22 protein-coding genes, 1 other RNA gene and 1 pseudogene are annotated in these 26288 nt (G+C 72.6%); 15 read left to right on the forward strand and 9 right to left on the reverse strand.

Annotated features, from left to right (window positions below):
• From ME121_RS16305 to ME121_RS16315, 3 genes and pseudogenes are all read right to left on the reverse strand, one after another.
• Nucleotides 1–383, reverse strand: a pseudogene (locus ME121_RS16305) (hypothetical protein); the annotation flags it as partial.
• Between the two features lie 104 nt (nt 384–487).
• Nucleotides 488–1582 (reverse strand): CobW family GTP-binding protein, encoded by a 1095-nt coding sequence (locus ME121_RS16310; protein WP_029361357.1) that lies wholly within the window; start codon nt 1580–1582, stop codon nt 488–490.
• 66 nt (nt 1583–1648) lie between these two features.
• Nucleotides 1649–3178, reverse strand: a complete 1530-nt coding sequence (locus ME121_RS16315; RefSeq protein ID WP_029361358.1) for a D-alanyl-D-alanine carboxypeptidase family protein — start codon at nt 3176–3178, stop codon at nt 1649–1651.
• 268 nt (nt 3179–3446) lie between these two features.
• Between ME121_RS16315 and queE the strand changes: the two genes are divergently transcribed.
• Nucleotides 3447–4079, forward strand: coding sequence for a 7-carboxy-7-deazaguanine synthase (queE, locus tag ME121_RS16320; protein ID WP_012319350.1), 633 nt, complete (start codon nt 3447–3449; stop codon nt 4077–4079).
• A gap of 282 nt (nt 4080–4361) precedes the next feature.
• On the opposite strand, the gene ME121_RS16330 is transcribed toward queE, so the two are convergent.
• Nucleotides 4362–5273, reverse strand: coding sequence for a DUF6925 family protein (locus ME121_RS16330; protein WP_053620756.1), 912 nt, complete (start codon nt 5271–5273; stop codon nt 4362–4364).
• Between the two features lie 175 nt (nt 5274–5448).
• On the opposite strand from ME121_RS16330, the gene rfbC reads away from it, so the two are divergent.
• The 4 genes from rfbC to rfbA all read left to right on the forward strand — a co-directional run bounded on the left by rfbC (nt 5449) and on the right by rfbA (nt 8944).
• Nucleotides 5449–6000: a dTDP-4-dehydrorhamnose 3,5-epimerase gene (rfbC, locus tag ME121_RS16335; protein WP_020094104.1), complete on the forward strand. Its 552-nt coding sequence runs from the start codon at nt 5449–5451 to the stop codon at nt 5998–6000.
• Nucleotides 6001–6093: 93 nt separating this feature from the next.
• Nucleotides 6094–7143, forward strand: coding sequence for a dTDP-glucose 4,6-dehydratase (gene rfbB / locus ME121_RS16340; protein WP_059409203.1), 1050 nt, complete (start codon nt 6094–6096; stop codon nt 7141–7143).
• A complete protein-coding gene (gene rfbD, locus ME121_RS16345) occupies nt 7143–8048 on the forward strand; it encodes a dTDP-4-dehydrorhamnose reductase (RefSeq protein ID WP_059409204.1) in 906 nt (301 codons plus the stop codon). The genes rfbB and rfbD overlap by 1 nt, the downstream gene beginning before the upstream one ends.
• Nucleotides 8045–8944: a glucose-1-phosphate thymidylyltransferase RfbA gene (rfbA, locus tag ME121_RS16350; RefSeq protein WP_024830008.1), complete on the forward strand. Its 900-nt coding sequence runs from the start codon at nt 8045–8047 to the stop codon at nt 8942–8944. The genes rfbD and rfbA overlap by 4 nt, the downstream gene beginning before the upstream one ends.
• Before the next feature lie 30 nt (nt 8945–8974).
• On the opposite strand, the gene ME121_RS16355 is transcribed toward rfbA, so the two are convergent.
• A complete protein-coding gene (locus ME121_RS16355; protein WP_058606866.1) occupies nt 8975–9241 on the reverse strand; it encodes a hypothetical protein in 267 nt (88 codons plus the stop codon).
• A gap of 169 nt (nt 9242–9410) precedes the next feature.
• On the opposite strand from ME121_RS16355, the gene ME121_RS16360 reads away from it, so the two are divergent.
• Genes ME121_RS16360 through ME121_RS16375 form a run of 4 tightly spaced genes read left to right on the forward strand, consistent with a single transcriptional unit; the run spans nt 9411 to nt 13868 of the window.
• Complete coding sequence (locus ME121_RS16360) at nt 9411–10508, forward strand: OpgC family protein (RefSeq protein WP_024830009.1); 1098 nt, start codon at nt 9411–9413, stop codon at nt 10506–10508.
• Nucleotides 10505–11335 (forward strand): SGNH/GDSL hydrolase family protein, encoded by an 831-nt coding sequence (locus ME121_RS16365; RefSeq protein WP_245297704.1) that lies wholly within the window; start codon nt 10505–10507, stop codon nt 11333–11335. The genes ME121_RS16360 and ME121_RS16365 overlap by 4 nt, the downstream gene beginning before the upstream one ends.
• A gap of 56 nt (nt 11336–11391) precedes the next feature.
• The gene (locus ME121_RS16370) at nt 11392–12732 is read left to right on the forward strand and encodes a lipopolysaccharide biosynthesis protein (RefSeq protein ID WP_059409206.1); all 1341 of its coding nucleotides are present in this window, start codon (nt 11392–11394) and stop codon (nt 12730–12732) included.
• Entirely contained in the window at nt 12729–13868 is a 1140-nt protein-coding gene (locus ME121_RS16375) for a GNAT family N-acetyltransferase (RefSeq protein WP_059409207.1), read from the forward strand. Before ME121_RS16370 ends, ME121_RS16375 begins: the two co-directional genes overlap by 4 nt.
• 156 nt (nt 13869–14024) lie before the next feature.
• On the opposite strand, the gene ME121_RS16380 is transcribed toward ME121_RS16375, so the two are convergent.
• A complete protein-coding gene (locus ME121_RS16380) occupies nt 14025–14309 on the reverse strand; it encodes a hypothetical protein (RefSeq protein WP_012319339.1) in 285 nt (94 codons plus the stop codon).
• A 171-nt stretch (nt 14310–14480) separates the two neighbouring features.
• Between ME121_RS16380 and ME121_RS16385 the strand changes: the two genes are divergently transcribed.
• Nucleotides 14481–14735 carry a hypothetical protein gene (locus ME121_RS16385; protein ID WP_012319338.1) on the forward strand — a complete coding sequence of 85 codons (255 nt, stop codon included), beginning with the start codon at nt 14481–14483 and terminating at the stop codon, nt 14733–14735.
• 24 nt (nt 14736–14759) lie between these two features.
• On the opposite strand, the gene ME121_RS16390 is transcribed toward ME121_RS16385, so the two are convergent.
• The 3 genes from ME121_RS16390 to ME121_RS16400 all read right to left on the reverse strand — a co-directional run bounded on the left by ME121_RS16390 (nt 14760) and on the right by ME121_RS16400 (nt 21228).
• A complete protein-coding gene (locus ME121_RS16390; RefSeq protein ID WP_024830011.1) occupies nt 14760–17141 on the reverse strand; it encodes a sensor histidine kinase in 2382 nt (793 codons plus the stop codon).
• Between the two features lie 187 nt (nt 17142–17328).
• On the reverse strand, nt 17329–19953 hold the full coding sequence (gene pepN, locus ME121_RS16395; protein WP_059409208.1) for an aminopeptidase N: 2625 nt from the start codon (nt 19951–19953) through the stop codon (nt 17329–17331).
• Between the two features lie 105 nt (nt 19954–20058).
• Complete coding sequence (locus ME121_RS16400; RefSeq protein ID WP_043073736.1) at nt 20059–21228, reverse strand: acyltransferase family protein; 1170 nt, start codon at nt 21226–21228, stop codon at nt 20059–20061.
• A 368-nt stretch (nt 21229–21596) separates the two neighbouring features.
• Between ME121_RS16400 and ME121_RS16405 the strand changes: the two genes are divergently transcribed.
• The 5 genes from ME121_RS16405 to ME121_RS16425 all read left to right on the forward strand — a co-directional run bounded on the left by ME121_RS16405 (nt 21597) and on the right by ME121_RS16425 (nt 26284).
• Nucleotides 21597–22037, forward strand: coding sequence for a VOC family protein (locus ME121_RS16405; RefSeq protein ID WP_012319334.1), 441 nt, complete (start codon nt 21597–21599; stop codon nt 22035–22037).
• A gap of 51 nt (nt 22038–22088) precedes the next feature.
• Nucleotides 22089–22487: RNase P RNA component class A (gene rnpB, locus ME121_RS16410), an RNA gene on the forward strand.
• Between the two features lie 426 nt (nt 22488–22913).
• Complete coding sequence (gene rsmH, locus ME121_RS16415) at nt 22914–23975, forward strand: 16S rRNA (cytosine(1402)-N(4))-methyltransferase RsmH (RefSeq protein ID WP_012319333.1); 1062 nt, start codon at nt 22914–22916, stop codon at nt 23973–23975.
• A complete protein-coding gene (ftsL, locus tag ME121_RS16420) occupies nt 23972–24385 on the forward strand; it encodes a cell division protein FtsL (RefSeq protein WP_012319332.1) in 414 nt (137 codons plus the stop codon). The genes rsmH and ftsL overlap by 4 nt, the downstream gene beginning before the upstream one ends.
• 6 nt (nt 24386–24391) lie before the next feature.
• A complete protein-coding gene (locus tag ME121_RS16425; protein WP_024830013.1) occupies nt 24392–26284 on the forward strand; it encodes a peptidoglycan D,D-transpeptidase FtsI family protein in 1893 nt (630 codons plus the stop codon).
• Nucleotides 26285–26288: the final 4 nt, after the last annotated feature.

Below are 26288 nucleotides of genomic sequence, written 5' to 3' on the forward strand. Positions count from 1 at the left end.
GCCGCGTCGGGCTCCGCGGGCTGCCAGGGCCGGGCGCGGCTGCCCCAGACCGGATGCGGCATCGCCAGCGGGACGACGCCGCGCAGGGTCTCGTGGCCGTCGCGCGCGTCCCGGCTCCAGGCGAGGGCGACCGCGACGGGACGACCGGACGGGCGGTGCTGGGCGAGCGGGAGGAGGTGGTCCGGGTCGCGCAGCGGGTCGGTGACCGCGTTCCGCACCAGCAGGGCCCGCCACGCGGCGACGGAGGCCCCGTCGACCGCGCCGGGTCGCCGCAGATCGACCCGCCAGGTCCCGGCCTCGGGGTCGGCATCGGGCTCCGGCGCGGCCGCGAGGTCCGGCCGCTCGGACAGCCCGCCCTGTATCACGGTGAAGCGTCGCACCATCCGCCTGTCCTGCCTCTCGACGATCCGTCCCGATCCGGGACGACCCGGCGCCTCCGGGGCGCCCTTCGCGTCGAGGGCTTCAAGGACGGTGCCGACCGCCGGCGTCAGGGGCCGGGGATCGCCAGGGGGTTGTCGGTGAGGGCGGCGGCATCCGGCGCGTCGACCCGGGGGCGGCCGAGGAAGGCGTCCCAGAGCTGGCGCACGAAGGCGGGATCGAGATCGCGCAGGATCAGGACGAGCCGCGACGTGTGGTCGGGATCCGGCCATTCCGGCAGGGTGACCGGCGCGTGGAATACGTGCTGGACCCCGTGGACGACGAGGGGACGCCCGGGATCGTCGGCGAGGGCGACCAGGCCCTTGAGCCGGAGCAGCTTCGGCCCGTGGCCGGAGCGCAGGAGATCCATGAACATCTCGAAGGCGGGGCGCGGGATAGGCGCCGCGCTGGTCAGGCAGATCGCCCGGATCGACGCGTCGTGGCGGTTCACGTCGGCGTGGTGATGGTCCGCCTGCGCCAGCGCCGCGTCGCCGAGCCACGCGCGCACGTCGGCGGTCTTGCCGTCGAGGCCGAACAGGCCGCCGAGGAGCGTCTCCGCGGGGGCATCCGGGGCGACGATCGGGGCGGCCGGGTTGAGCGCCGTCAGGCGCGCGCGGATCCCCGACAGGTCACCCGCGAGGTCGGCCTTGGTCAGCACGATCCGGTCGGCGACCGCGGCCTGCCGCAGGGCCTCCGGATGGGCGTCGAGGGTCGCGGCGCCGTTAGCCGCGTCCACCACCGTCACCACGGCCTGGAGGCGGTACCGCAGCACGAGGTAGGGGTGGTAGATCAGCGCGTGCAGGATCGGCGCCGGATCGGCGAGGCCCGTCGTCTCGATGACGACCCGCCGGAACGGCCGGATCCGGCCGTTGTCGCGCTTGCGCAGCAGATCCTCGAGGGTCGCGATCAGGTCGCCGCGCACCGTGCAGCACAGGCAGCCGGCGCCGAGCAGGATCATGTCCTCGTCGACGGTCTCGATCAGCAGGTGGTCCAGGCCGATCTCGCCGAACTCGTTGACGATCACCACCGTGTCGGCGAGGGCGGGATCGCGCAGCAGCCGGTTCAGCAGGGTGGTCTTCCCGGCTCCGAGGAAGCCGGTGAGCACGGTCAGCGGGATCGGCTCCGGGCGGCGCGGGTCCGGAGTGGGGGCGGAAGACTCTGACATAGGCGGCGAAGTGGGGTGTGCCGGCGTCCGCGGCAACGCGGCGGGCGGCCGGACACCCGCGCGGGCCTACTCGTCGGCCGCCGCCTTCTTGGCGGCCGGCTTCCTGGCCGGAGCCTTCGCGGCCGCCTTGTCGGACTTCGTCTCGGGCTTCGTCTCGGCCTTGGCGGGCGCCGGCTTGTGGGCGGCCGCCTTCGGCGCCGGCTTGGTCAGGCCCTTCCCGGGCTTCGCCTCCGGCATCCCGGGCGTGACGTCCGACGTGTAGGCGCTGGCGTTCCGGGGCACGCCGTGGGCCGGCTTCGCGGCGACCTTCGGGGCGGTCCTGGCGGCGGCCTTCGCGGCCTCGGCCCGCTCCAGGCGCGCCGCGCGCGCCTGCTTGGCCGCCTCCAGGGCCGCCGCGCGCTTGGCCTTGGCGGCCTCGAGCTTGGCGGCGCGGGTGTTGGCGGCGGCGGCCTTCTGCTCGGCCTCCTGCGCCTCGAGGATCTGCTGGCCCTCGGCCGGGTTGCGGCCGACCCACACGGCGATCGGCTGGAGCGGCGCCCGCGGCGGCAGGGACCGCGCCCGCAGGGCCGGGTTGGAGAACGCGGCGAGCGCCAGGGCCGGCGAGTTCGCCGCCGAGCCGCCGATCAGCTGCGCGGCCGAGCCGGGGGCGCTCAGCGCGCCGGGACCGTCCTCGATGGCCGGGGGCTTCTTGCCGCCGCACACGAAGGGACGCATGTCCGGGGGCGCCGGGATCGCGGAGGCCGGGAGCGCGTCGAGGGTGGGGCTCGACCAGCCGGCGCTCTGGCCGAAGGCGTAGTCGAACAGGTCGGCGGTCTTCACGTCGCGCTCGCGCGGGCTCGGCTGCCCCATCACGATGGTGACGATCCGCCGGCCGTTGCGCGTGGCGGTCGCCACGACGTTGAAGCCGCCCGAGCAGATGAAGCCCGTCTTCATCCCGTCCGTGCCGGGATAGCGCCCGAGCAGGCCGTTGTGGTTCGCCATGACGGCGCGGCCGAACTGGATCGCCGAGATCGAGAACAGGTCGTGGGAATCCGGGAAGTCGCGGATCAGCGCCCGGGCGAGGACCGCCATGTCGCGGGCCGAGGTCCACTGGCGCGGGTCGGGCAGGCCGTTGGGATTGTACCAGCGGCTGTCGTGCATGCCGATCCGCTGCGCGGTCTCGTTCATCAGGGCGGCGAAGTTCTCGACGGATCCCCCGAGCGACTCGCCGATCGCGTAGGCGACGTCGTTCGCCGACTTGACCATGATGATCTTCAGGGCGTTGTCGAGGGTGAGCTGCGTCCCCGGCTTGAAGCCCATCTTCGAGGGCGGCTCGGCGGCGGCGGCGGCCGAGATGGTGATCATCGAATCGAGCGAGACCTTGCCCTGCCGGACGAGGTCCAGGGCGACGTAGGTCGTCATCAGCTTCGTGATCGAGGCCGGGTACCAGGGATCGGTCGGCGCCTGCGCGTAGATGACCTTGCCGGAATCCACGTCGGCCACGAGGATCGGCACGGTCACGGCGTTCGCTGCGCCGATCCCGACCAGGCCCGCCCCGAGCAGACCCGTCAGCGCCGCAAGCCCGACGGTGAGGCGTCGGTAGAGAGAAGAGGACATTCGAGCCCGACTCGTCAGAGGATCGCCTGGATCGACGCCGGGGGGCGTCGGATTTCCGGCCGGCCAGCCGGAGAGCGGCGCAACCCGGTCGGCCTGAGGCGGTCGCCGGACTGCATCTCGGCATGAACGAGCCCACCGTGGCAAGAGCAAGGCGAGATCACATCGCGGGTCTGCAGGGCGCGGTTGTCGGTGGCCCGCGGGCGCGGCACGGCTTATGTGCAGGCCGAGCGCGCGGGCCGGATCGCGCGCGGCGGTGACTGGGACGGTTGTGGCTTACGCGGTCAAGGAGATCTTCCACACGCTCCAGGGGGAGGGCGCGCAGGCGGGCCGTGCCGCCGTGTTCTGCCGCTTCGCCGGATGCAACCTCTGGTCCGGGCGCGAGGCCGATCGCGCCGCCGCGGCCTGCCGGTTCTGCGACACCGACTTCGTCGGGATGGACGGGGAGGGCGGCGGGCGGTTCGCGGACGCGGCCTCCCTCGCCGACGCGATCGCCGCCACCTGGGCGGGCGGCGCCGAGAACCGCTACGTCGTCTTCACCGGCGGCGAGCCGCTGCTGCAGCTCGACACGCCGCTGATCGAGGCCGTCCACGCGGCCGGGTTCGAGATCGCGATCGAGACCAACGGCACGCTGCCGGCCCCGCCGGGGATCGACTGGATCTGCGTCAGCCCCAAGGGGAGCAACGCCCTCGCGCAGGTTTCCGGCCACGAGCTGAAGCTCGTCTACCCGCAGGCGGACGCCGATCCGGCGGCCTTCGTGGGTCTCGCCTTCCAGCACCGCTTCCTCCAGCCCATGGACGGCCCGGACCGGGCCGCCAGCACCGAGGCGGCGATCGCCTATTGCCGCCGGGACGCCCGCTGGCGGCTCTCGCTGCAGACCCACAAGATGATCGGCATTCCCTGAGCGGCCCGGATTCGGTCCCGGGATCGGGTTCGGACGACGTGATCGCCGAGCCGGTGCCGCACGAGGCGCCGGTCCCCTCTCCCGTGCGGGAGAGGGACAGGGTGAGGGATCAGGGCCATCCGGACGAGTCGCGGCCTGTCGGCAACCCGAGAGCGCGCCTGATCCTGAAGCTTCTCGTCCCTCACCCCGACCCTCTCCCGCACGGGAGAGGGGGTTACGGCGCGGTTGTCTCGACCGGGATCGCCGTCTCTCCGAACCGTCAGGACGCGATCGGGGACGGCACTACCTGACGACAGCCCTCAGCTGGGCGCGCGCCGCGCGGATCGCCGAGCGCGCGAACCGTCCGCCCGCGCGCGGCGGATCGGGATCCTGGCCGTCCAGCACTGCGCGGCGCAGGGCCACCAACGCGGGATCACCCCATCGGTCGAGGACGCGTCCGAACGCGGCGTGGCGCCCGGCATCGAACGGGACCGGTCGCCCGGCCTCATCCCGCACGGGATGGGCCGGATGCAGCGTCCCGCAGGGGATCCAACCCGGCGGGATCGGCGCGGTGGCCGCGTGCGTGCGTGCGAGTCGCAGGAGTTGCGGCAGCGCGTGGCACCGCGGCCCGAGCCCCGCGGCCGCCCGATCGGCCTCCGGCGCGAAGACCTCGACACGACCGATGCGGGTGATGACGATCTGGTCCAGGCCCGAGATGACAGCGGACGGCATCGCCGCGGCGCCGGCGGCGAGGAGCGGACGGCCCGCCAGCGCCCGCAAGCGGGCGATCCGCGCGGGATCGGCGGTCCGGAGGCAGGCATCCGCGGCGCGCAGACCGAGGCCGAGATCGAACAGGCGCGCGGCGCGGTCCTCCGGCCGGATTGCCGCCTCGTCGGGACCCAGTTCGGTCAGAACGGTGCGCCGGCCCATCGCGCAGGCGGCCTCGGGAAGGCAGAGCGCGACCGTCTGGCTCCAGCCGTCGGCGAAGCCGGTCTCGTAGGCGAACGGCCTGAGATCCGGATACGCCCGGATCGCGAGCGCGCCGCGGGCCGTGACGAGGCCGACCGCTTCGTCCCCGAGGGGCCACGCCGGCTCGTCGGGCTCCCGCGCGAAGACGGCGCCGGCGCCGTAGCCGCCGAGGCTCCACGCGCAGGCCGGATCGGCCAGCTGGGCGCGCAGCAGGCCGTCCACAGCGGGTCCGGCTCCGCCCGTCATCGGTCCCTCTCGTGAACGCCACCGCAGCCGGCACGCCTTGACACGGACGGCGAATGACCGGAAGTCGCGGTGCATCACCGAGGTTGTGGTCGGCGAGGCGGGCGCGCGACCCGGAACGACCGACGCGGAGACGTCCGCTGGACCTCGCGACGGGATCCGCAAGAAGGGCGCTGGCATGGACGTCATCGAGACCGAGATCCCCGACGTGAAGCGCATCGTCCTGAAGCGCTTCGGCGACGCGCGGGGCTGGTTCTCGGAGACCTTCCGGGCCGACACCCTGGCGCGGGCCGGCATCACCACGCCGTTCGTGCAGGACAACCAGTCCTTCTCGGCCCCGCAGGGGACGGTCCGCGGCCTGCACTTCCAGATCGCCCCCCGCGCGCAGGCCAAGCTGATCCGCGTGCTGCAGGGCGCGATCCTCGACGTCGCGGTCGACATCCGCAGCGACTCGCCGACCTACGGGAAGTACGTCGCCGTCACGCTCGACGCCGAGAACGGCGAGCAGCTCTACATCCCGCACGGCTTCGCGCACGGCTTCTGCACCCTGACCCCCGACGTGATGGTCGCCTACAAGGTCGACGACTACTACAGCCCCGAGCACGACCGCGCGCTGTTCTGGAACGATCCGGCGATCGGGATCCCGTGGCCGGTCTCGGGAGAGGCGGCGATCCTGTCCGACAAGGATCGCCGGGCGCCCAAGCTCGCCGATCTCGGCCGCGTCTTCTGAAGAGCGCGGCCCGGCCGCAATTTTGTCACGACGGCCGGTCTTAGGCTGCCCCGGCTTTCTCAGTTCTCGATCGATCCGAAGAGGTAATCCGCCATGCGCATCCTGGTGACCGGAGGCTGCGGCTTCATCGGCTCGGCGCTGGTGCTGCACCTCGTCAACGATCTCGGCCACGACGTCTGCACCCTCGACGCGATGACCTACGCGGCCAACCCGGTCTCGCTGGCGCCGCTCGCCGACAACCCGCGCCATCGCCTGGTCGAGGCCGACATCTGCGACCGCGCCGCCGTGCAGAAGGCCTACGCGGACTTCAAGCCCGAGGCGGTGATGCACCTGGCCGCCGAGAGCCACGTCGACCGCTCGATCACCGACCCGGGCGCCTTCGTGCGCACCAACGTGATCGGCACGCAGACCATGCTGGACGGCGCCCGCGGCCATTACGAGACCCTGCCGGAGGCCGAGAAGAGGACCTTCCGCTTCCTCCACGTCTCCACCGACGAGGTCTACGGCTCGCTGCCGCCCGACGCGTTCTTCACGGAGGAGAGCCGCTACGATCCGCGCTCGCCCTACTCGGCCTCGAAGGCGGCCTCCGACCACCTCGCCCGCGCCTGGCACGAGACCTACGGGCTGCCGGTCCTGGTGACCAACTGCTCGAACAATTACGGGCCGCGCCACTTCCCCGAGAAGCTGATCCCGCTGATGATCCTCAACGCCCTCGAGGGCAAGAAGCTGCCCGTCTACGGCGACGGCCTGAACGAGCGCGACTGGATCCACGTGGAGGACCACGCCAAGGGCCTCGTCGCCGTGCTGGAGCGCGGGCGGATCGGCGAGACCTACCTGCTCGGCGGCCGCGCGGTGCGCAACAACCTCGCGGTGGTCAAGGCGCTGTGCGCGGCCTTCGACCGGCTGCGCCCGCAGGGCGCCCCGCACGAGCAGCTGATCAGCTTCGTGGCCGACCGCCCGGGCCACGACCGGCGCTACGCGATCGACTGCACCAAGGCCGAGACCGAGCTCGGCTGGCACCCGCAGAAGACCTTCGAGCAGGCGCTTGAGGAGACCGTGGCGTGGTACCTCGGGAACGAGGGCTGGTGGCGCCCGATCCGCGAGGGCCGCTACAAGGGCGAGCGCCTGGGGCTCAACGGCTGATGGACGTCCTCGTCCTCGGCGGCGCCGGGCAGGTCGGCACCGAGCTGCAGGCCCTGGCTTGGCCGGACGGCGTCACCGTCCACGCGCCCGGCCGCGCGGAGCTCGACATCACCGACGCGGACGCCGTCGCGGCGGCGCTCGCGGCCCGCGCCTACTGGGCGGTGATCAACACCGCCGCCTACACGGCGGTCGACAAGGCCGAGTCCGACGTGGTGGCGGCGTGGCGCCTCAACGCCCTCGCCCCGGCGATCCTGGCGGCCGCCACGGCGGCCCGATCCATCCCGCTGGTGCACGTCTCGACCGACTACGTCTTCGCCGGGACCAAGCCCGACGGGGCCTACGCGCCCGACGCTCCGATCGACCCGCAGAGCGTCTACGGCGCCAGCAAGGCCGCCGGCGAGCTGGCGGTGCGCACCGGCAACCCGCGCCACGCCGTCGTCCGGACCGCCTGGGTGGTGAGCCCGCACCGGGGCAACTTCGTCAAGACGATGCTGCGGCTCGCGGCCGAGCGCGACGCCCTGACCGTGGTGAACGACCAGCACGGCTGCCCGACCTCGGCCGCCGACCTCGCCGCCGCCCTCGCGACGATCGCGCAGGCCATGGCGGCGGATCCGGAGGCGCCCGCCGGCACGTTCCACTGCGTGAACCGGGGCGACACCACGTGGTGCGGCTTCGCCGAGGCGATCGTGGCGGGCTCGGCCCGGCGCGGCGGCCGCGCCGTGCCGGTCAAGGGCATCCCGACCTCCGCCTACCCGACACCGGCCCGGCGGCCGGCCAATTCGCGCCTGTCCACCGACAGCCTCACGGCCGCCTACGGCATCGCGCCGCGGCCCTGGCAGGCGGCGCTCGACGACATCCTGGACCGGCTCGTCGGGCCGGTCTCAGAGGGAGTTTCCAAGCCATGAAGGGCATCGTCCTGGCCGGCGGATCCGGCACGCGCCTGCACCCGGCCACGCTGTCGATCAACAAGCAGCTCCTGCCGGTCTACGACAAGCCGATGATCTACTACCCGGTCTCGGTGCTGATGCTCGCCGGCATCCGCGAGATCCTGATCATCTCGTCGCCGGAGCACCTCGACAACTACAAGCGGTTGTTCGGCACCGGCGAGCAGTTCGGCCTCAAGTTCTCCTACGCCCTGCAGCCGCGGCCGGAGGGCCTCGCCCAGGCCTTCGTGATCGGGCGCGACTTCGTGGGCGACGACGACGTGGCGCTGATCCTCGGCGACAACCTGTTCTTCGGCGCCGGCATGGGCGAGCTCCTGGAGCGCGCGTCGAGCCGGAAGCAGGGCGCGACGGTCTTCGCCTACCACGTCGACAACCCGCAGGCCTACGGCGTCGTCAACCTCGACAAGTCGGGGCGGCCGACGAAGATCGTCGAGAAGCCGCAGAACCCGGAATCGACCTGGGCGGTGACCGGCCTGTACTTCTACGACAACCAGGTGCTCGACATCGCCGCCGACGTGAAGCCCTCGGCCCGCGGCGAGCTGGAGATCACCAGCGTCAACGAGGCCTACCTGCAGCGCGGCCAGCTGCACGTGGAGCGCATGTCGCGCGGCTACGCGTGGCTCGACACCGGGACCCACGACAGCCTGCTCGAGGCGAGCGAGTTCGTCCGCACGCTGCAGAACCGGCAGGGCCTCCAGGTGGCCTGCCTGGAGGAGATCGCCTACCTGCAGAAGTTCATCACCCGCGACCAGCTCGTGGCCCGCGGCGAGATGTTCGCCAAGACCGCCTACGGGCAGAACCTGCTGCGCCTCGCCCGCGAGAGCGAGGACGATCTGCGCCTGCGCCGGGGCAAGTAGTCCCGCCAGCGGCGCTCGGTCGCCGCCCCTCTAGCGGGGGGCGCAGCCGATGCAGATGCCGCGCATGAGCCGGTCGTTCTTCGCCTCGCGCGGCGTGCGCACGCGCCGGTCGTCCGGCGTCGCCGCGCCGGCCCCGCGGCTCGGCGGCATCACGCGGCCGACCGACGAGGTGTTCGGCGCCGTCGCGGTCGAGGCGGGGCTGCCGCCGGTGCCGGTCTGGGCCTGCGCCGCCGCGGCGGTGGCCGCCAGGAGCGGCAGGACGAGCGCGAGGCCGAGGGTCGTGAGCGGGCGGATCATCGGTCGGGAACTCCGTGCCGGGCCATAACGCGGGTGTGACCCTCCGGTTCGATCGGGCCGCGCGATCCCCACCTTTGTTCGCCTTTGCAGAACCGATGCGGCGCCGTATCAGGGGCCGCGTTCCCGCCGCCGCCATCCTGAAGCGTCGAAACCCGGAGCCGCCGCGACGATGCGGGACCCCAACGCGATCGACTTCTGGCGCGGCTTCGCCCTGATCACGATCTTCATCAACCACATCCCGGGCAACACCTTCGAGCGCTACACCTTCTCGCAGTACGGCATCTCGGACGCGGCCGAGCTGTTCGTGTTCCTGGCGGGCTGGTCGATCGGGATCGCCACCCGCGGGCGCGACGGCACCCCGGAGCCGCCGGGCCGGAGCGTGGTGCGGCTCCTCGCCCGCACCGTCGAGGTCTACCGGGCGCAGCTCACCGTGATGCTGCTGGCGCTCGCCATCATCGCGGGCGCGGCGCTGCTGCTCGACAACCCGCTGATCCTCGAGTGGCACAACGCCGGCGGTTTCTTCGCGGACCCGATCCAGTCGGTCTGCGGGATGGCGCTGCTGACCTACCAGCTCGGCTACTTCAACATCCTGCCGCTCTACGTGCTGCTGATCGGCATCGCGCCGGTCTTCGTCCTGGTCGGCCGCTTCAGCCTCCTCGCGGCCCTGGGGCTGTCGGTCAGCCTCTATCTCGCGAGCCTCGTCTTCGGGTGGAACGTGCCGTCCTGGCCGGGCGAGGGCGACTGGTTCTTCGACCCGCTGTGCTGGCAGCTCCTGCTGGTGCTGGGCTTCGTCCTTCAGGGCTGGAACCTGCGCTCCGACGCCCTGCGCCGCTGGTCGCGGCGCCTGTTCCCGGCGGGCGTCGTCATCGTCCTCCTCGGGATCGTGCTCGCGGTGACGGAGATCCGCCCGGATCCGATGCTCGTTCCGGAGCCGCGCCTGCTCTTCACGTTCGAGAAGACCTACCTGACCCCGGCGCGACTGCTTCATTTTCTGGGGGTATTGTTAGCGTTTGCACCGCTTTACGCAGTGCTGGCCCCCCGAATCGGCCGCGTCGTCGGCTATCTGACTCAGATGGGCCGGAATTCACTGGCTGTCTTCTCGATGGGCTCGATCCTGAGCCTGATCGGGCAGCTCGTGCGTTTCCAGACGGGCGGCGGCGCGCTGATCGATATGCTGGTCGCCGGCTCGGGCCTGGTCGGGCTGGGGTTTACGGCATGGTTCGTCGAATGGCGCAGCCGCAGCAGATCGGCGCGACCCCGCGCATGACGCGGACCCGGCTCGCCGCGGCGCTGGCCGCTGTGCTGCTGTCGGGCACCGCCGGCGGAGCGGCCGAGCAGGCGGCCGTCCCGGCGGCGGACGATCCGGCCCTGTCGCAGGAATGCCGGGTCCCCGGCGCGCAGCTCTACACCGTCGCCCAGCTCGGCGCCGTCAAGGCGGCGCTGGCGGAGAACCGTCCCCTCAGGATCCTGGCGATCGGCGGCAGCGCGGCCCCCGGGGCCTCGGCCTCCTACCCGGCCAAGCTCGAGGCCGCCCTGGAACACGCCCTGCCGAAGGTCGACGTGGTGATCGACCACCGCGGCCTGCCGGGCGAGATCGCCTCCGGGGCCGCCGAGCGCCTGCGCACCATGGTGGCCGAGGCCGAGCCCGACCTCGTCGTCTGGCAGGTCGGCACCCACGACGCCATCGCCCGGGTCGACGTCGACGCCTTCGCGAGCGCGCTCACCGAGGCCGTGGGCTGGATGCGGTCCCACGGGATCGACGTGGTGCTGGTCGACCCGATCTACACGGCCAGCATGGCGGCCGACGTCGACTACAACCGGATCGTCGAGGCGGTGCGGAGCGTCGCGACCCAGCAGGGCGTTCCGCTGGTCCGCCGCTACGAGGCGCTGCAGTACCTGTCCCGCCGCAGCGACAAGGGCGAGGGCCACATGCTCGGCCGCCAGTTCCGGCTCAACGACCTCGGCCTGCGCTGCATGGCCGAGCACGTGGCCCTGACGATCGCCACCTCGCTGACGCGGACGGAGGCGCCCAAGGAGCCGAAGGCGGCCCCGGCCCAGCCGCCCTTAACCGAGCCGCAACGCGCCCCGGGCTAGACCGGACGGCCAGAGATCGGCCTCCCGCCGAGTTCAGGACCGGCGCGGAGCGCGTAGTGTCAGCCACGGCCCTCCCTGTCCTCGCGTTCCGGCACCTCCGGGCGCTGCGCGGCGGTCCGCAGCGGGCTGCCCTGACGGTCTTCGCGATCCGCGTCGGCTCGGCCGGTTTCGCCTACGGCGCCCAGGTGCTCGCGGCGCGGCTGATGGGCTGGGACGCCTACGGGATCTTCGCGTCGGTCTGGGTCTGGACCGCGATGCTCGGCCACACCCTGACCCTCGGCCTGTCGCAGGGCGCCTGCCGGTTCGTGCCGGGCGACCAGGCGCAGGGCGACCTCGACCTCGCGCGGGGCTACATCCGGGCCGGCGCCCTGGTGACCGGCGGCGCCGCGCTCGCCGTCGCCTGCCTCGGCGCGGCGCTGCTCGCGCTCGAGCCCGACCTGTTCGCCCCCGCCTACCGGGCACCGATCGTGGTCGCGCTCTGCGTGATGCCGCTGTTCGCGCTCCAGGATTACCTCGAGGGCGTGGCGCGCAGCCAGAACTGGGTCGGGCTCGCCATCGCGCCGCCCTACCTCCTGCGCCAGACCCTGATGATGGCCTGCATGGTCGCGGCGATCCTGCTCGGCGCGCCGCCCCGGGCCGAGGTCGCGATGGCCTGCATGCTGATCGCCGCCGCCGTGGCGACCGCCCTGCAGGCCGGCCTGCTCGCCGCCCGGCTCCGGCGGGACCTGCCGCCCGGGCCGCACCGCTACCGGTGGCGCACGTGGCTCGGCACGGGCCTGCCGATCGCCGCGATCGACCTCGCCAATGCCGGCTTCACCTTCGTCGACGTGGTCGTGCTCGGCGCCCTGGTGAGTCCGGCGGAGGTCGGGGTCTACTTCGCGGCGACGCGCATCCAGCAGTTCGTCGTGTTCGTCCACTACGCGGTCAGCGCGGCGACGCTCCAGCGCTACAGCGCCGCCCAGGCGCGGGCCAACCGCTTCCTCCTCGCCGAGCTGGTCCGGCGCCAGGGCCGCCTGACGGCGGCCGCGACGCTCGTGGTCGGCGGCGCGATCCTGGCCGTCAGCCCCCTGCTGCTGGCCATGTTCGGACCGGGGCTCGGCGGCAGCGTCCCGATCCTGTGCATCCTGATCGCCGGCAGCGTCGGGGCGAGCCTGTTCGGTCCGGGCGAGGATCTCCTGACCATGCTGGGCGGAGAGCGGCTCTGCGCCGGCATCACGGCGGGGAGCCTCCTCGCCGCCGCCGGCCTGTGCCTCGCCCTGGTCCCGGCCCTCGGGACCCTCGGCGCGGCCGTGGCGGTGGCGGTGGCGAGCGTGGGCCGGGCCGGCCTCCTGGCCCGGGCCGCGGGGCGGATCCACGGGCTGCCGACGCCGGTCTGGGCCGCCGGGACCGTCCGATGATCCCGGCGAGCCCCCCCCGCGCGCCGTCCGGAGGCGCGATCACCCTCGGCGACGCGCCGGAGCCGGAGGCCTGGGACGCGCTGGTCGCGGCGAGCGCCGCGCCGCACCCGCATTTCTCGCGGCACGTCATCGAGGCCCATCGGGCCGCCGGGCTGCTGCCGGCGGCCCTCCGCTACGTCACGGTCCGCGAGGGCGGCCGGCTGGTCGCGCTGCTGCCGTACCGGACGGCCCGGGACCTGTCGGGACTCGGTGGCCGGATCCTGCGGCCCTTCCTCTCGCCCTACGTGACCGCCACGGCGCCCCTGATCGCCGACGGCCCGGACCGGGCCGCCCACGCGCTTGCCCTGGTGGCCGGCCTCGAAGCCGCCGCCGGCGGATCCGCCTGGCGCTGGCCGCTGCTGCCGACCGGGGAGGGCGCCGTACCGGAGATGCTGGCGGCGATGCGCGCGCGCGGCTGGGCCATCGGCACGGTGGCGGGCTTCGACCGCCCGGTCATGGACCGGCGCGCCGATCACGCGGCGTTCCTCGCCGATCACCCCGATCGGGCGCGCTTCAAGGATCTGCGCCGCCGGGCGCGCCGCCTGGCGGAGGCCGGAATCGTCGCCCACGCGTGCGCCACGGCCGGCGCCGACCTCGCCCGCCTCGTGACTTCCTTCCTCGACCTGGAGCGCGCCGGGTGGAAGGGGCGGGCCGGCACCGCCATGGCCTGCCGGCCCGAGAGCGCCGCGCTGGCCCGGGCGCTGTTCACAGCGGCTCCGGGTCCGGTCGGCGTCCGGGCCGACGCGCTGACCCTCGACGGCCGGCCGGTCGCCGTCAGCCTCGCCCTGGTCCACGGCGGCACCGCGACCCTGCTGAAGACCGCCTACGACGAGGACCTGCGCAGCCACGCCCCGGGCCTGCTGCTGGAAGCCGAGATCGTGCGCGCCTGCCACGAGACCGCCTTCGCCGACCGGCTCGACTCGGCGACGTCGGAGGGATCGGCCCTGGAAGGTCTCTACCGCGACCGGGTTCCGGTCGCCGAGATCATCGCCGTCCCGCCCGGTCGGCAGGTGATCGCGCTGGAGCGGCGCCTCCGGCTCGCACGGTTCGAGCGGGACGCGCGGGCGGCCGCGAGGCGGGCCCTGCGGCGGCGCTAGCGCCGTTCCCGACCGCATCGCGACGGTTTGGAAGGACGCGATTCCGGTCGAGGCAGACGCGCCGTGCGCCATCTCTCCCGTGCGGGAGACGGGACCCGCGCCCCGCTCGGCACCGGACCGACCATCGCCCCCGCCGCGATCCGAGCGGAAGCGGCACTAGCGGCCCCGGTACGGACCGTCGCCCTGCACCTGGTCGTAGACGCCGTGCCCGGTCCGGGCACGGTAGGCGCGACCCGCGATCGCGCCGGGGGTCGGCGGCGTGCCGGGCTGGGCGAAGCTCGTCTCCGGCCGGTAGGCCGGCCCCCAGCCGATCTCCTCGTCGCCGGCGGGATCCTTGCCCGGGAAGCCGGTGACGTAGCCCGTGCTCTGCGCGAGGGCGGGCCCGGCGGCGAGCCCGAGCAGGAGCGCCAGGGCGCAGCGGTACGTTGTTCTGGATCGCATCGGCCGTATTCTCCACCTCCGGTCCGCCGAGCGGACCACCTGCGGAGCAAACCCGGGTCCGGACCGGAGGGTTTTCCGGCGTGTACTCATGCCGCGGGAGAGACGGTGAGGGGGCTGCTCGGGATACCGGCAGCCGGCGCGGGGCGCGCGATGATCGCGGAGGCGGGCATCATGGACGATTGGAAGGCGGGGCTCCGGGCGGAGATGCGGGCCATCGACATCGCCACGGGCGACGCGGCCTCGGCGCAGCTGCCGGACCTGCTGCGACGCCTCAGCCGCCATCAGGCCGGTCTCGGCGGCAACCCGATCCTGTCGCTCTACCGGCGCTGGCGCATCCGGCGCCTCGCGCGCGCTGTCGCCGATGCGCGCTGGCACGCGGAACAGGGGCGTCTCGCACGCCGCGGCGGGCTCGATCCGCGACCCTGAGCGGCTCTGCTCAGGGTTCCCCGCTCAGGCGACGGCGGTGCGGCCCGCCGCGGTCCGGCCCGCCCGCGGCGCCTCGCGCGTCGGCGACGCGGAACCGGCCGTCGCAGGATTGGCTGACGCGGCCGGAACGAGGGCGTCCGGACGCTCGGCCGGCGTGGCCGGCAGCCGCACGAGCACGATGGTGCCCACCGTCTCCTCGGAGCGGATCCGGAGCGAGCCGCCGTGCAGCTCGACCATCGAGCGGGTGATGGCGAGGCCCAGGCCCGAACCCTTGTGGCAGCGGGTCATCTGTCGCTCGACCTGCGTGAAGGGCCGGCCGAGGCGGGCGAGGTCGGTGCGCGGGATGCCGATGCCGTTGTCCTCGATGTAGAGGTGTGTGCAGGCGCCGGCGCGGCGGCCGCGGACCGCGACGCGGCCGCCGGCCGGCGTGAACTTCACGGCGTTCTGCACGAGATTGGCGAGGATCTGCCCGATCGCCTGCGGGTCGGCCAGCAGCTCGAGCCCCGGCACGACGTCGACGCTGACGGTGATCGCCTTCTCGCGGGCGGCCGCCTCGACGGGCGCGAGGGCCGCGCTGACGGCGGTCTCGGCGGAGATCGCCCGCGGGCTCAGGCGCACGCGCCGGGCCTCGAGCCGGGCCATGTCGAGGATGTCGTCGATCATGGACAGCAGGTGCGAACCGCTCTCGCGGATGTCGCGGCAGTACTCGGTGTAGCGCGGGGTGCCGAGCGGGCCGAGCACGGCGTTCTCCATCACGTCGGCGAAGCCGATGATGGCGTTGAGCGGCGTGCGCAGCTCGTGGCTCATATTGGCCAGGAACTCGGCCTTGGCCTGGTTGGCCGCCTCGGCGGCCGCCTTCTGGTCGAGGTAGCGCTCGGCGAGGTCCGCGAGCTGCTGGGTCTGGAGCTCGAGGGTGCGGCGGGACCGTTTGAGGTCCTTCACGGTCTCGATGAGCTCGCGCTCGGAGGCGAGGAGCTGTTCCTGATTCCGCTTCAGGCTGGTGATGTCGGTCCCGACCGAGACGTAACCCCCGTCCTTGGTGCGCCGCTCGCTGATCTGCAGCCAGCGGCCGTCGCTGAGCTCGGCCTCGAAGGTGCGGGCCGCCATGCCGGTCAGCGCCATCCCGGCCTCGGGCGATTCCCGCCGGACCTGGGGCAGCACGCCGCGGCCCATGACGTCGGTGTAGCTCCGGCCGGCCTGCGCATCCTCGGGGCTCAGCGCGTGGAGGTGGCGGAACTTCGAATTGCACAGGACCAGGCGGTTGCCGGTATCCCAGAGCACGAAGGCCTCCGAGATCGCCTCGACGGCGTCGCGCAGACGCATGTCGGCCGCGGCGTTGGTCTCCTCCAGGGCCCGCTGCTCGCTGATGTCGTTGGCGATGCCGACGAGGTGGCGGCCGCCGTCGGCGGCGTCGGCCACGACCTCGGCGCGGGCGCGCAACCAGACATAGGCCCCGTCGGCGCCGCGCATGCGGAAGGCGTGGTCGACATGCGTCTGGTTGGCCGCGAGCCCCCGGGCGAGGCTGTACAGGTCGCCGTCGTCGGGATGGACGAGGCCGTTGACGTCCCCGAACGAGAGGTACTCGTGCTGCCGCCTGTAGCCGAGAAGGGTGTACATCGAATCCGACCAGTAGATCCGGCCGCGCGCGATGTCCCAGTCCCACAGTCCGCAGGCGCCCCGGCGCAGGGCGGTCTCCAGGCGACCGCGGATCTGCTCGCGGGCGCGGTCGGCGCGGGCGGCTTGGCGGGTCTGGAGGCCGTAGGCGAGCCCGACGCCGACGATGACGATCGCGGCGGCGGCGATCAGGACGATCTGGTCGCGGGTGCGCGCGCTCCAGCCGCGCAGCAGCGGCTCGACGGGCTGGAGCACCGCCACCTGTCCCGCGCCGCCGGGCAGGCTGTGCATGGCGGCGAGCACGCTCTCGCCGCCGGGAAGTTCGAGGGCCATGGCGCCGGCGCGCTCGCCGAGGCCGGAGAGCGGCTCGCTGTCGCCGAGCACCGCCGCGAGGGTCGTCCGGTCGGCGGGCAGCGGCGGATGGGCGGCGACGATCCGGGTATCGGGGCGGACCACCAGCAGGCGGCGGCCGGGATGCCGCTCGCTCTCGGGCATCAGGGCGCGCAGGTCCTCGGCCACGGTGCCGGCCGGACCCACCGCCCGGGCGGCCAGCCGGGCGAAGCCCTCGACCTCGGCCTTCGCGCCCGCCAGGATCTCGGCCCGCTGGCCCTGGATGTGGAGCGCGGCCAGCCCGACGAGACAGGCCAGGAACACCGCGAGCGTTCCCGGCACGGCGTAGCGCAGCCAGCGCTCGGCTTGGCCGAGACGCGGGTCCGGGCTCCGCATGGGCCAGGAGATCGTGAGACTCGAATCCGCACGCGCGGAGAAGGAAGCGGAAGCCGCCTCCGGCATGGCCGAACCTCGCCCGTGGGAACTGTGATCCGGTGCGGGCACCCGGCCCCCGAAGGCCCCCCGAATCTGACTGAATACAATCACTTCGGGGGGCAGTTTGTCCACGGATTTTTTACCATAAGGGCTTGACGAAAGCCGGGTGTTGCCCGGCCGCCCGAGAATCGATTTCTACCGCAGGTTCAGACGCTTAGCCGTCTCCGAGGGTGCGCGCGAGGATGTCGGCCGTGTCCCGGGAAAGCCCCGGGATCGCCTTGATCCCATTCAGCATTTCGACCGCTCTGGCGCCGCGTGATTTTTCCAGCCGGCGCCAGGATCCGAAGGCCGTGAGGAGCCTCGCGGCAACCTGTGGGTTGGTCGAATCGAGCGCCGCGACCGTGTCGGTCACGCGGGCGAACCCCGCCCCGTCGCGCCGGGCGAACTGGGTCGGATTGCCGAACGCGAAGCTCCCGATCAGCGCCCGCACGCGGTTCGGGTTGGTCAGGGTGAAGGCCGGGTGTTCCTGCAGCCGCGCGATCCGGTCGAGGGTGCCGGGCTCCGGGATCTGGGCCTGGATGGCGAACCACTTGTCGAGGACGAGGGGCTCGTCGGCGTAGCGGGCCGCGAACGCCGCGAAGGCGGCCTCGCGGGTCTCCCCCGGGATCAGCGCCAGCGTGCCGAGGGCGGCGAGCCGGTCGGTCATGTTGGTGGCCTCGGTCAGGCGCTCGGCGGCGCGGGCGGCGCCCGCCCGGGGATCGCCGGCGGCGATCAGGTCGAGGGCCGCGTTGCGGAGCGACCGGCGTCCCGCCGAGGCGGCGTCGGGGCTGTAGGGCGCGCCGGCCTCCGGCGCGAGCGCCGCGTCGATCGATTCGAGCCGCGGCCGCAGGGCCTGGCCCAGACGCGCCCGCAGGTTGAATCGCGCCCGGTGGATCGCGTCGGGATCCACGTCGGCCGGCACCGCGTCGGCGGCCTCGCCCTCGCTCGGCAGCGCCAGGACCAGGGCCGCGAAGGCCGGGTCGGCCAGGGCTTCGTCTTCGAGGAATTGGCCGAGTGCCGCGGCGAACGCCTCCGTCCGGTCGGCGTCTGGCTCGAGGATCAGCCGCAATGCCACGTCCTGCGCGGCCTGCCAGCGGTTGAACGGGTCGCTGTCCTGCGCGAGGAGCCGCATCCGCTCCGCGTCGGTCAGGGCGAGGTCGAGCCGCACCGGCGCCGAGAAGTCGCGCAGGAGCGAGGGGACCGGCTCCTCGGCGACCGCGTCGAACACGATCTCGGCCTCCGGGCGGTCGAGAACGTAGACGCCGTCCCGGACGTCCGGGCAGGTCGCGCCGTCCAGCGGCCCGGACGCCCCGACGAGACCGAGGGCCACGGGGATCACCAGGGGCGGCCCGTCGGGCTCCGCGCTCCCGCCGGGCAGGCTCTGGGCGAACCGGAGCGTGTAGCGCGCGGCGGCCGGATCGTACGCGGTCGTGACGGCGAGGCGGGGCGTGCCGGGACGCTCGTACCAGCGGGCGAAGGCGTCGAGACCGCGCCCGGTCACCGCCGCGAAGGCGGCGAGGAAGTCCTCCACGGTGGCGGCGCGCCCGTCATTGTCGGCGTAGTACCGGTCCATGCCGGCCCGGAAGGCCTCGGGACCGATCAGCGTCCGCAGCATCCGGACGATCTCGGCACCCTTGTCGTAGACGGTCGCCGTGTAGAAGTTGTTGATCTCGGCATAGGCCCGCGGCCGCACCGGGTGCCGCAGCGGCCCGGCATCCTCGGGGAACTGGCGCGCCCGCAGGGAGCGCACCTCGGCGATGCGGTGCACCGGCCGGGAGCGCATGTCGGAGGAGAATTCCTGGTCGCGGAAGACCGTGAGCCCTTCCTTCAGGCAGAGCTGGAACCAGTCCCGGCACGTGACGCGGTTGCCGGACCAGTTGTGGAAGTACTCGTGGGCGATGATCGCCTCGATGGCGGCGTAGTCGCCGTCTGTCGCGGTTTCGGGACTCGCCAGGACGTATTTGTCGTTGAAGATGTTGAGACCCTTGTTCTCCATGGCGCCCATGTTGAAGTCGGACACCGCGACGACGTTGAACACGTCGAGGTCGTAGGCGCGGCCGAAGGCGGTCTCGTCCCAGGCCATGGAGCGGATGACGGCGTCGAGGGCGTAGCCCGCCCGATCTTCCTTGCCGGGCTCGACGTAGACCGCGCAGGTGACGGGGCGGCCCTCCATCGTGGTGAAGCGCGTCTCGACCTTCCCGAGCCGGCCGCCCACGAGGGCGAACAGGTAGGCGGGCTTCGGGTGGGGATCGTGCCAGATCGCGAAGTGGCGGTCCGGCCCGGCCTCGCCGGTCTCGACGGGATTGCCGTTGCCGAGCAGGACCGGCGCGTCGGCCCGGTCGGCCTCGATGCGCGTGGTGTAGACCGACAACACGTCCGGCCGATCGAGGAAGTATGTGATCCGCCGGAAACCGTCGGCCTCGCACTGGGTGCAGTAGACGCCGTTCGACCGGTAGAGGCCCATCAGCTTCGTGTTGGCGGTCGGGTCCACCTCCGTGACGAGACGCAGCGCGAAGGGCCGCCGCGGCGGATCGCGGAGGATGAGGCCGGACGGCGTCGCCGCGTAGGCGTCGGGCGGCAGCGGCGCGCCGTCGAGTTCGGCCGAGACCAGGCGGAGATCGTCGCCGTCGAGAGTGAGCGGCGCCGCTGGCACACCGGCCGGGTTCGGCCGCAGCGTCAGCGTCGCGTCGATGCGGGTCGCGTGCGGATCGAGACGGATGTCGAGGTCGACGCGATCGATCAGGTAGTCGCTGGGCCGGTATTCCTCGAGGCGGATCAGCGGCGGCGTCTCGGTGCGCATTCGGCTCACTCCGGGTGCGGGACGAGCCCGTTCTGGTCCCTCGGAGCGCGCGGCGCAACGATCGGAGCCGTCGAAGCGGCGCGGGTGGGGCGGTCTTCGGTCGGCTCAGAGCCCTGGGGCGTGGCGGCCCTCCGCGAGGAGAGGGCGATCGAGGCCGATCCTGTCGAGCGCGGCGGACAGGCAGCCCCGGACGAACGGCTCGGCCCAGCGCATGACGGCGAAGCTCGTGAGAAGCATGGCGCAGCAGGCGACCACGAGCGCCGCGTGGGGCGGAACCCCGGCGCCGACGAGGCGATGGATCAGGGCGGCACCGTCGACGTTGTGCAGGAGGTAGAGCGGGTAGGTCATCAGCCCGAGCCGCCGGGCCAGCGCGCAGCCCCGCTCGCCGAGCCGCGCGCGGAGCCACGCGTTGCCGCGCACGCTGGCGACGATCATCAGGACGCAGGCCGCGAAGACGAGGCGCGGGAGGAGCGGAGACTCGCTCCGGCTCATCTGGAACAGGAACGACTCGGCCGCGTCGCCGATCTCGATGAGTGTCCCGACCGCGCAGGCGGCGATCACGCAGAGGCGTCCAGCCGTCGGGCCCTTGACCAGCGACAGCCACAGGAAGACGCCGAGCGCGAAGAAGCAGCCGTGGCGCAGGAGCGTCAGCTCGGCCACGCGGCTCGCCGCGACGGTGCCGAGACTCGGCACGGCCAGGGTCGCGACCCAGAAGAGAGTGCTGGCTCCGCCGACCGCCGCGCAGACCGGGCCGACGCTCCGGAATCGCCCGAGCCGCAGCAGCGCGAAGACGAGCGCGTAGAACGCGATCTCCACGCCGAGGGTCCAGTAGACCCCGTCCAGCCACGGCTCGACCGGAACGAACAGCACGCAGTCGAGATAGGCCCGCAGCACGTGCGGGACGGATCCCATGCGGCCGATGGCGAGCGAGACGAGGGCGGTGAGCGTGGCGCAGATCCAGACCGCGGGCACGAGGCGCAGGAGGCGGCTGCGCAGGAAGGCGCGCGCGGTCGCATGCTCGGCCGAGTAGGCGATCACGAAGCCCGAGATGACGAAGAACAGCTCGACCCCGATCCATCCGAACCACGTCCAGGCGAACAGGCCGGGGTAGGCCGCGGCGGAGTCGAAGGCGCGCCCGGCCGTCGAGAGCGGCGCCTGCCAAGCGTAGGCGCCAAGATGAAACGTCATGACCAGCATTGCGGCGATAAATCGCGCCGCATCGAGACCGATCATCTGTGCATCATGCCTGCCGCGCCGAGAATTCTGGGTTATCATCGCGGGCTCCGACGTTCGAAACCGCTCTCATCATCCCACCGAATAGATCGAACCCGTCGCGGCGGGGCTACATCTTGCTGAGTAAGACGCGCACCATCGTTCGGCTTAAGGATCTCTCCACCGACGGATCCGGAGAGTGCGGCCGGGCCGATCAGAAACAGACGGCCGTCCGGCGGCTGCCTCCGGGGCCTGCCGCCGAAGCGGCAACGTGGGCTCGACAGATCCCGATCCGCGCGAACGCCCGGGCCGTTTTGTCCCGAGTCTGCACCGGGCGGCCTTCTCACCGCGGGAGTGGCCGCTAGCTAGCGGGACGAGTCAGCCGGGGACGGGCCAGCGGTCCGTTTTCGAAGATCACAGGACAGGTCCCGATGGAATTTCTGCACACCATGGTCCGCGTCGCCGACCTCGACCGGGCGCTCGCCTTCTACGTCGACACGTTCGGCCTGAAGGAGGTGCGCCGGGTCGAGAACGAGAAGGGCCGCTTCACCCTCGTGTTCCTCGCCGCGCCCGGTGATGTCGAGCGGGCCGCGGCGACCAAGTCGCCGCTGATCGAGCTCACGTACAACTGGGATCCGGAGACCTACTCGGGCGGGCGCAATTTCGGCCATCTCGCCTATCAGGTCGACGACATCTACGGCTTCTGCGCCAGGCTGCAGGAGAAGGGCGTCACCATCAACCGGCCACCGCGCGACGGCTACATGGCCTTCGTGAAGTCGCCGGACGGCATTTCCATCGAGATCCTCCAGAAGGGCGGCGCCAAGGAGCCGCAGGAGCCGTGGAAGTCGATGGAGAACACCGGCACCTGGTAGCGGGCCCGCACCCTTGACCCGAACGGCCCCGCGGGCGCATCTGCCCGCGGATCAGCCGGCCGGGCAGCCGCTCCGGACGCGCGAGCGTTCGGGGAGGAAAGTCCGGGCTCCATGGAGAGACGGTGCCGGATAACCTCCGGCGGGGGCGACCCCAGGGACAGTGCCACAGAGAGCAGACCGCCCCGGATCCGTCCGGGGTCAGGGTGAAAGGGTGCGGTAAGAGCGCACCGCGGACGCGGCAACGCGGACGGCACGGCAAACCCCACCGGGAGCAAGACCGAATAGGGGCGGCGCGCCCTTCGCGAGAAGGGCAGGCCGGCTCTCCAGGCCAGTCGCCCGGGTTGGTTGCTCGAGGCGGTCGGCAACGATCGTCCCAGAGGAATGGCTGCCACGTCGGCGCGCGCGAGCGCTCCGGCCCTACAGAACCCGGCTTACAGGCCGGCTGATCCACCGCCCGATAAGACCTGCTTCTTCAACGCCTTATCGATCCGGCGCCCGTCCGCGGCCGCCGGGCGCGCGCCGAAAATTCCGGTGCGGCAAAAACCTTCGGTTAACCTTGCCGGGTTCAGATCGGTCCGCGCGGCAGCGCCAAGCTTGTGCGTTGACGATCCTCCGAGGCCCATGATACCCGGCATCCTCCCGTCAACGGCGTGTATCGGATCGCCGGGCGCACCCTGCCATCGCGCAGGTCCCGTCCGTGCGCGGCGTGTTGCGCGCTCAGCATCCGGTGCCGTTCCCGTCACGCGCGCCGCGCTCGCGCGGCCCGGCACAGGGCACCATGAGACGCACGAGCCGCATCCGCGCCCGGATTTCCGGGACGCGCCGACAATCCGCCCGTCCTCGCGCGCCGCGCCGCGCCGCGCCCCCGAGGCGGTCATGAGCCGGCGCCGCCCCGCTCCCGAGAGTTCGCCCCGTCACGACGGCGCCGATGCGCCGCCCGAGCCGCACGTGCCCGTCCTCCTCGCGGAGGTCGTCGAGGCGCTCGGCACCGAGGGCGGGACCGCGGTCGACGGCACGTTCGGTGCCGGCGGCTACACCCGCGCGCTGCTCGCGGCCGATCCGGCCCTGCAGGTCGTCGCGATCGATCGCGACCCCACGGCGATCGCGGGCGGGCAGGCGCTCGTCGCCGAGTCCGGCGGGCGCCTGCGCCTCCTGCCCGGCCGCTTCGGCGACCTCGACGGCCTCCTCGCGGAGGCCGGTATCGCGCAGGTCGACCGGGTCGTCCTCGATATCGGTGTCTCGTCGATGCAGCTCGACGCGCCGGAGCGGGGCTTCTCGTTCCGCAGCGACGGCCCCCTCGACATGCGCATGGCCTGCGACGGGCCGAGCGCCGCCGACCTCGTGAACGAGGCCGACGAGACCGTTCTGGCCGACATCATCTACCATTTCGGCGAGGAGCGGCGCTCGCGGGCGGTCGCGCGGACGATCCTCGAGGCGCGCCGCCGGGGGCGGATCGAGACCACCGCGCAGCTGGCCGAGCTCGTCGCCGGCGTGGTGCGGACCGAGCCCGGCAGCCACATCCACCCGGCGACGCGGACCTTCCAGGGCCTGCGGATCGCCGTCAACGACGAGCTCGGCGAGCTGGTCCGTGCCCTGCACGCGGCCGAGCGCGTGCTCAGGCCCGGCGGCCGGCTCGCCGTCGTGACGTTCCACTCGCTCGAGGATCGGATCGTCAAGCAGTTCTTCGCGGCGCGCAGCGGCCGCTCAGCGCAGGGCTCGCGCCATCTGCCCGGCGGCCCCGTCGAGACCGTCCGCAGCTTCCGCCCCGTCACCAAGGGTCCGGTCCTGCCGGGCGAGGCCGAGACTGCCCGGAACCCGCGCGCCCGCTCGGCCAAGCTCCGGGCCGCGGAGCGCACCGAATCCGACGTTCCCGAACCGCTGGCCGCGCTGACCGCGCTGGCGAGCCTGCCCGACGCGGCCCGAGGCCATCGCCGATGATCCGCCTCCTGAACCTGCTGGCGGTGGCCGGCCTCGTCGCCTCGGCGATCTACGCCTACTCGATCAAGTACGACACGCTCTACCAGGGCGGCCAGGTCTCGAAGCTGCAGACGGCCCTGCACAAGGAGCGGCAGGCGATCGCCGTGCTGCGCGCCGAGTGGCAGCTCCTGACGCGGCCGGATCGCCTCCAGGCGGCCGTCGACAAGCATCTCGCCCTGGAGCCGATCGGCACCAGCCACTTGGCGCGCCTCTCGGACCTGCCCGCACGGCCGGAGCGCGGGGACGAGATCGGCCGCCTGCTCGCCGCCACGGCGACGCCCAAGGACAAGGGTGCGATCGAGCCGCGCACGACCGGTTCGATCACCCGCACCGTCACCACGACCCGCACCCCGACGACGGCTTCGAGGTAAATCCCCGTGTCCGATGACGCCGACCAGACCCTAGACCCGGCGGTCGAGCCCGCCGTGTCGGACCACGAGGCGGCGCTGCTCGAAGCCGCCGCGCTGGCGCATGCCGCCGGCGCGCCACGCCCCCTGGAAGAGGAGGCGCGCGTGCCCGAGCCGCGCGCCGAGCGCGCCAAGGCGCTCCTGCGCAGCATGTTCCGGCTGGCGATCGAGCGCTCGCACATGCGCGTCGCGATGGTCGGGTTGGTCTTCGTCGGCGTGTTCGGGACGATCTCGGCCAAACTCCTGATGATGGCGATCTTCGGGGAGCCGCCCAGCCAGGAGCACCGGGTCGCGGCGGCGTCCTCGACCGCCTTCCGGCCCGACATCATCGACCGCAACGGCGAGATCCTGGCCACCGACATCCGTACGGTCTCGGTCTTCGCCGAGCCGGGCAACATCTACGACAAGGACGAGGCGGTCGAGCTGCTCACCGCCGTCCTGCCGGAACTCAACGCGTCCGAGCTGCGCGCGAAGCTGACGCAACGCAAGGACAAGAAGGGCGCGGGCTTCGTCTGGGTGAAGCGCGAGCTCACGCCGAAGCAGCAGGCCGAGGTTCACCGGCTCGGCATCCCGGGCATCGGCTTCCTGCCCGACCACAAGCGGGTCTACCCGAACGGCGTCGCCGCCGCCCACATCCTGGGCGCGACGAACCTCGACGGCGTCGGCATCGCCGGCATGGAGAAATACATCGACTCCACCGGCCTGCAGGCCCTCAACAGCTTCGGGCTGATCAACAAGCAGGCCGACCTGAAGCCGGTGCAGCTGTCGATCGACCTGCGGGCGCAGTTCGCCGTGCGCGACGAGCTGGCCTGGGGCATCGACCACTTCAAGGCCAAGGCCGGCGCCTCGATGATCCTCGACGTGAAGACCGGCGAAGTCATCGCCCTCGTCTCCATGCCGGATTTCGACCCGAACGATCCGAAGGACGCGCTCTCGCCCGACCGGATCAACCGGATGAATGTCGGCGTCTACGAGATGGGCTCGACCTTCAAGGCGATGACCCTCGCCATGGCGCTCGATTCCGGCAAGTACAACGTCAACTCGACCTTCGACACCCGGGGCGGCGTGCTGAACTGGGGCCGGCAGAAGATCCACGAGTACCACGGCACCAACCGCGTCATCACCATGCCGGAGGTCTTCACGCACTCCTCCAACATCGGCTCCGCCAAGATGGCGCTCGGCGTGGGCGTGCCCGGCCACAAGGCCTTCCTGAAGAAGATGGGTCTGCTCGACCGGCTGCGCACCGAGCTGCCCGAGAGCGCGGCGCCGATCGTCCCGTCGCGCTGGACCGAGATCAACACCATCACCATCGCGTTCGGCCACGGCATCGCGGTGGCGCCGATCCAGGCGGCGGCCGCGGTGGCGGCCATCGCCAACGGCGGCGACCTGATGACGCCGACCTTCCTCAAGACGACGCCCGAGGCGGCGAAGGCCCGCGCCGCGCACGTGCTCTCCGGCCAGACCTCCGAGGCGATGCGCTACATCATGCGGCTCAACGCCTCCGAGGGGTCGGCCAAGAAGGCGGCGATCCCGTACTACTTCGTCGGCGGCAAGACCGGCACCGCCGAGAAGGTCATCGGCGGCCGCTACATCCACAACCGCCTGTTCACGACCTTCATGGCGGCCGCGCCGATGAACGATCCGAAGTACCTGTTCGTCACGATCATGGACGAGCCGCAGGGCCTGCCGGAATCGGGCGGCTACGCCACGGCGGCCTGGAATTCCGGCGTGGTGACCGGCAAGGTGATCGAGCGCGTGGCGCCGATCCTCGGCCTGCCGCCGCAATTCGAGCCGCCGGTGAGGCCGTTCCCGCAGATGGTCAAGCTCAATGCCTACCACGTCAACCAGCTCGGCGGCCCGTGAGATT

Source organism: Methylobacterium sp. ME121, assembly GCF_000974725.1.
In the GTDB taxonomy this organism is placed as follows: Bacteria; Pseudomonadota; Alphaproteobacteria; order Rhizobiales; family Beijerinckiaceae; genus Methylobacterium; species Methylobacterium radiotolerans.

Coding starts and splice junctions, on each gene's coding strand:
- ME121_RS16310 (WP_029361357.1), bottom strand. CDS start 1,582: ATGTCAGAGTCTTCCGCCCCCACTCCGGACCCGCGCCGCCCGGAGCCG.
- ME121_RS16315 (WP_029361358.1), bottom strand. CDS start 3,178: ATGTCCTCTTCTCTCTACCGACGCCTCACCGTCGGGCTTGCGGCGCTG.
- ME121_RS16330 (WP_053620756.1), bottom strand. CDS start 5,273: ATGACGGGCGGAGCCGGACCCGCTGTGGACGGCCTGCTGCGCGCCCAG.
- rfbC (WP_020094104.1), top strand. CDS start 5,449: ATGGACGTCATCGAGACCGAGATCCCCGACGTGAAGCGCATCGTCCTG.
- rfbB (WP_059409203.1), top strand. CDS start 6,094: ATGCGCATCCTGGTGACCGGAGGCTGCGGCTTCATCGGCTCGGCGCTG.
- rfbD (WP_059409204.1), top strand. CDS start 7,143: ATGGACGTCCTCGTCCTCGGCGGCGCCGGGCAGGTCGGCACCGAGCTG.
- rfbA (WP_024830008.1), top strand. CDS start 8,045: ATGAAGGGCATCGTCCTGGCCGGCGGATCCGGCACGCGCCTGCACCCG.
- ME121_RS16355 (WP_058606866.1), bottom strand. CDS start 9,241: ATGATCCGCCCGCTCACGACCCTCGGCCTCGCGCTCGTCCTGCCGCTC.
- ME121_RS16360 (WP_024830009.1), top strand. CDS start 9,411: ATGCGGGACCCCAACGCGATCGACTTCTGGCGCGGCTTCGCCCTGATC.
- ME121_RS16365 (WP_245297704.1), top strand. CDS start 10,505: ATGACGCGGACCCGGCTCGCCGCGGCGCTGGCCGCTGTGCTGCTGTCG.
- ME121_RS16375 (WP_059409207.1), top strand. CDS start 12,729: ATGATCCCGGCGAGCCCCCCCCGCGCGCCGTCCGGAGGCGCGATCACC.
- ME121_RS16380 (WP_012319339.1), bottom strand. CDS start 14,309: ATGCGATCCAGAACAACGTACCGCTGCGCCCTGGCGCTCCTGCTCGGG.
- ME121_RS16385 (WP_012319338.1), top strand. CDS start 14,481: ATGGACGATTGGAAGGCGGGGCTCCGGGCGGAGATGCGGGCCATCGAC.
- ME121_RS16390 (WP_024830011.1), bottom strand. CDS start 17,141: ATGCCGGAGGCGGCTTCCGCTTCCTTCTCCGCGCGTGCGGATTCGAGT.
- pepN (WP_059409208.1), bottom strand. CDS start 19,953: ATGCGCACCGAGACGCCGCCGCTGATCCGCCTCGAGGAATACCGGCCC.
- ME121_RS16400 (WP_043073736.1), bottom strand. CDS start 21,228: ATGATAACCCAGAATTCTCGGCGCGGCAGGCATGATGCACAGATGATC.
- ME121_RS16405 (WP_012319334.1), top strand. CDS start 21,597: ATGGAATTTCTGCACACCATGGTCCGCGTCGCCGACCTCGACCGGGCG.
- rsmH (WP_012319333.1), top strand. CDS start 22,914: ATGAGCCGGCGCCGCCCCGCTCCCGAGAGTTCGCCCCGTCACGACGGC.
- ftsL (WP_012319332.1), top strand. CDS start 23,972: ATGATCCGCCTCCTGAACCTGCTGGCGGTGGCCGGCCTCGTCGCCTCG.